This window comes from Paraglaciecola sp. (assembly GCF_030730205.1).
Lineage (GTDB): Bacteria > Pseudomonadota > Gammaproteobacteria > Enterobacterales > Alteromonadaceae > Paraglaciecola.
In genome coordinates this window covers 1-4,026 of the sequence record NZ_JANQVQ010000108.1, presented here as the reverse complement: position 1 = coordinate 4,026, position 4,026 = coordinate 1, and the positions used below count along the sequence as shown (strand labels likewise).

The 4,026-nt window shown below is 41.7% G+C and carries 5 protein-coding genes and 1 other RNA gene; 3 read left to right on the top strand and 3 right to left on the bottom strand.

What is annotated here, in order from left to right; genetic code table 11:
- Both ssrA and NWQ57_RS08280 read left to right on the top strand, forming a co-directional pair.
- Positions 1-52, top strand: a transfer-messenger RNA (tmRNA) gene (gene ssrA, locus NWQ57_RS08285); the annotation flags it as partial.
- 125 nt (positions 53-177) lie between these two features.
- Complete coding sequence (locus NWQ57_RS08280) at positions 178-384, top strand: hypothetical protein (protein WP_306021673.1); 207 nt, start codon at positions 178-180, stop codon at positions 382-384.
- Positions 385-394: 10 nt separating this feature from the next.
- Here the strand turns inward: NWQ57_RS08280 and NWQ57_RS08275 are convergent, their stop codons facing one another.
- From NWQ57_RS08275 to NWQ57_RS08265, 3 genes are all read right to left on the bottom strand, one after another.
- The gene (locus NWQ57_RS08275; RefSeq protein ID WP_306021672.1) at positions 395-1,198 is read right to left on the bottom strand and encodes a class III extradiol ring-cleavage dioxygenase; all 804 of its coding nucleotides are present in this window, start codon (positions 1,196-1,198) and stop codon (positions 395-397) included.
- A gap of 17 nt (positions 1,199-1,215) precedes the next feature.
- Entirely contained in the window at positions 1,216-2,160 is a 945-nt protein-coding gene (locus tag NWQ57_RS08270) for a glutathione S-transferase family protein (RefSeq protein WP_306021671.1), read from the bottom strand.
- Between the two features lie 110 nt (positions 2,161-2,270).
- Positions 2,271-2,714, bottom strand: coding sequence for a DoxX family protein (locus NWQ57_RS08265; RefSeq protein WP_372340902.1), 444 nt, complete (start codon positions 2,712-2,714; stop codon positions 2,271-2,273).
- 148 nt (positions 2,715-2,862) lie between these two features.
- Between NWQ57_RS08265 and NWQ57_RS08260 the strand changes: the two genes are divergently transcribed.
- Positions 2,863-3,771, top strand: a complete 909-nt coding sequence (locus tag NWQ57_RS08260) for a LysR family transcriptional regulator (RefSeq protein ID WP_306021670.1) — start codon at positions 2,863-2,865, stop codon at positions 3,769-3,771.
- Positions 3,772-4,026 lie beyond the last annotated feature (255 nt).

Below are 4,026 nucleotides of genomic sequence, written 5' to 3'. Positions count from 1 at the left end.
ACTGACGATCTAGGTTTTTCGGACGCGGGTTCAACTCCCGCCAGCTCCACCAAATGACGGACTAAGCCAGTCCATAACCGGCTACGAACCCAGCGTAATTGCTGGGTTTTTTATTGCCTGCCATTCTATGCTGGTCTACTATGTTCTAACAGATACCCCCTATGTTTTAGGGTATTTATGCGGGGTATTATGATCTGCGCCAAAACCGATACCCTAAGGCAAAAAAGTACCATTTTATCGGAGGATAGTTTAAAAGATGCTAAACATCCTCGAGACGAAGCCCGTAAGCAATTAGCACAAAGTATCGCACCCAGCGCAGAAATGCAGACCCGAAAGCTGGCAAATTATGAGTTCTCGAACAGTTTCAAACGTACTATTTCGTAAGCAACTGTTCTCATTCCCCCCAATAAAACATTGAAAACTGTTTTTTCATTATTTCCGCTCTATACGTTTTAGAGCTAGATTTCGTAGCCATGCCGTAACAAACGTGTAGAGGAATCAAGTGCTCTTCTCTTGGGTGACAATACCTAGCTCCTGGAGCCGACGTCCAATTTACGAGTCTTTCAAGTCTTTCCTGTTCTGACAAACTCACATCATTTATTGTTTCCCTGAGCCACTCATCAAAAGCAATATTATTGGCGAGCGCGCCTTGAGCATCTGGGGTAAAAAATGCACGTATGTTGTGAAATGAAGAGCCAGATCCTAAGACCAGTAGATTATCCCAATTCAGCGATTTCAATGCATTACCTATCTGAATGTGCAGTAAGGGATCTAGAGTGTATTCTAAGGAAAGCTGCACACATGGAATATCAAATTCAGGGTACATGATCTTAAGTGGTACAAATAAGCCATGATCAAAACGCTGTTGATCATCTTTCGCAGCGTCGATACCGCGCTCTTTAAGTGCATTGACAACACACTCTGCCAATTCTGGTTCACCCGAAGCGGGATATTGGATCTCATACGATTCTTTTGGAAACCCAACGTAGTCATAGATAATTCCAGGACTTATTCCTGACGTTACTGTCGGTAAACGTGCCTCCCAATGGGCGCTTATCACCAATATTGTGCTAGGTTTACCCACTTCTGCCGCGATTTCTTTGAGAGTTTTGATCATTTCGTCATGATCAGGATCTCCCAATAGCGGCATGGGGCCGCCGCCATGAGAAAGGTAGACAATATTTCGTTTCGATTTCATATAAATTCCGGTTAGTTTTAAAACCAAGGGCCTACAGGAACAATTCCCATTGGGTTCAGCGCCTTTATCGAGTAATAACCTGCCTTAATGTGTTCAATATTGACGGTGCTCTCAATGCCCTCCATCAACAAAATGCGATACATATAAGCATGGAGCTTTGGCATCTCTTTGATCATGTTTCGATTACATTTGAATAGCCCATAATAAGCAACATCGAATCGGATCAGGGTCGCAAATAAACGTATATCTGACTCAGTGAATGCTTCACCAAAAAGGAATTTACGCCCATCTGCTAGCTTTTGTTCCATCGAGTCGAGTGCCGTAAATACTTTTTCATAAGCCTCTTCATAAGCTTCTTGAGTGGACGCAAAACCTGCCTCATAAACACCGTTATTGAGATTGGAATATATATAGTCGTTGAACACATCAATTTGCCCCTCTAACGCCCTAGGTACCAAATCTAAACCTTCGCCAACAATCTCAACAAACGCGGTATTAAACATTCGAACAATATCCGCTGACTCATTATTTAAGATAGTCTGTGTTTTTTTATCCCATAAAACAGGTACGGTTGCTCTGCCAGTAAAATCTGGTGTGACTTCGGTGTATAGCTCATGTAAATAGGTCGCCCCATTTAGATCATCATGGTCACTATCTTTAAAGCCACCAAACTGCCACCCTTGATCCATGAGTTTGGGATTAATCACTGAAACAGAAATAATATCTTCCAAACCTTTTAAGACTCTCGCCATTAAGGTGCGGCTTGCCCAAGGACAAATATAGGCAACGTACAAGTGATATCGATTAGCCTCCGCTTTAAAACCACCCTCACCAGTTATGCCGGGAGAACCATCGGGTGTAATCCAATGTCGAAATGAAGATGTTTGTCGTATAAAGCGACCTTTTTCATCCTTATTTTGAACTGGTTGCCAGTTCTCTTGCCAAACACCATTGACTAACATTGGCTAATACCGCCATAGAAATGGCCTTCCCGCTACACAGAAAGGCACTACTGATAAAAATCAAGCAGCTTGCTTTTAGAGCGAAAGATTATCTTTTAAAGCACAACCAACTACGTTTTTGTTATGACATTATCCACTGCATAACTTCCAGCTCCTTGAATGGTTAGCGCTACTGTTGCAGCTAACAAAGCAAGAGCAAATTCATATCCATTGTTTGATAAGAAAAGACCATGCTCAAAGTGCACGCTAAAAATAGCCACTAACATAGTAAAAGCACTTACCGCTGCAGCAGGTCTGGTTAACAAGCCAAGAATCAAGGCTATTCCACCAAAGAATTCTGCGCTACCTGCCAAGAGGGCCATCAAATACCCTGGCGCCAATCCGATACTTTCCAACCATTGCCCAGTACCTTCAAGACCATAACCACCAAACCAGCCAAACAATTTCTGTGCACCATGAGCAGCTAGGATAATCCCAACAGGTACTCTTAAAGCTAACGCAGCAACGCCTGCATCTGATTTCAATATATTATGTATAGTTTGCTTGTTTATCATAAAATTCCTCTCTAAGTGATTATTAAAGACTGACCGAGCTGACCACCTCAATCAGGTTGAGATCTATACTACTAACAACATATAAATGGATAAATAATGATATTATGGAATAATTATCAACATATCATTTGTAATATAGAATTTATCTATGGATCGATTAGACACAATGAAAGCGTTTGTTACCGTGGCAGAGCTAGGCAGCTTTACCAAAGCTGCTGAGAAACTAGAGACATCAAATCAACTAGTAAGTAAATATGTATCGCAGCTTGAAGATCAGCTTGGCGTAAGACTGTTTAACCGAACAACTCGGCGCGTTCACTTAACCCAAGAAGGTGAGCAGTGTTTACATCATGCCATGCATATTCTGGAGAGTGTTCATGACATGGAAAACCACTTTGGTGAGTTGCAAAGTACTGCAAAAGGTCTATTACAAATCAGTGCGCCAGTAGACTTTTCAACATTGCACCTTGCACCCCTTATTCGGGATTTCAAAAAAAAGTATCCGGAAGTAGGTGTTAACCTAGAGTTGAGTGATCGTAAGGTGGATGTCATCGAAGAAGGGTTTGATGTAGCTCTGAGAATTGGGAACTTAAAAAGCTCATCATTAATTGCAAAAAAAATAGCGCCAATAAAACTTGTGCTTTGCGCAGCCCCTTCATACATTGAACAGTACGGAAATCCCAGCCAGCCTGATGAATTGAACAGCTCGCATTTCTTACATTACAGCTACACGGATTACGCCTCATCCAATCACCCACTCATGAGGGTATTACGCGCTAATTCACAGAATAATCAAGTAGGATTGACTGCAAACAATGGTCAGATATTGACGGCAGCAGCTACTGCTGGTGAAGGGTATATTCTACAACCAACTTTTATCGTGGGTGAAGCACTAAAACAAGGTAAACTCAAAACCATGTTAAATGACATTGAAGTGGATGCGATGAGCTTATATGCAGTCTACCCTCATCGGAAACTTCTTGCGCCAAAGCTACGTGTCTTTCTCGATTTTATGAGCTCTTATTTTGGAGACCCCCCTTATTGGGATGTTTATTGATTAAAATCTCCTACTAAGAGGCATTAACTGAGATTGGAAATGTCCTAGCTTGCAGTAAAAATACGTGTCAAACGACTATCTGCTAGCTTATGACAAATAAAACTCCGTAGCTCCTGCGCAAGCATAAACCATAAGAAGCTTACTTAAACTATGGATGAACTGTTTTGGCGACTATAATAAACACCAAACCGGTGCCCTCTCAGCTCCACCAAATTGAATACGGCGCTTTTTAAGCGCCGTTTTTCATTTCTGCAA

Excerpts from the sequence above, each read along its gene's own strand:
- NWQ57_RS08270 (WP_306021671.1), bottom strand. The coding sequence starts at position 2,160 with ATGTTAGTCAATGGTGTTTGGCAAGAGAACTGGCAACCAGTTCAAAAT.
- NWQ57_RS08260 (WP_306021670.1), top strand. The coding sequence starts at position 2,863 with ATGGATCGATTAGACACAATGAAAGCGTTTGTTACCGTGGCAGAGCTA.
- NWQ57_RS08280 (WP_306021673.1), top strand. The coding sequence starts at position 178 with ATGCGGGGTATTATGATCTGCGCCAAAACCGATACCCTAAGGCAAAAA.
- NWQ57_RS08275 (WP_306021672.1), bottom strand. The coding sequence starts at position 1,198 with ATGAAATCGAAACGAAATATTGTCTACCTTTCTCATGGCGGCGGCCCC.
- NWQ57_RS08265 (WP_372340902.1), bottom strand. The coding sequence starts at position 2,714 with ATGATAAACAAGCAAACTATACATAATATATTGAAATCAGATGCAGGC.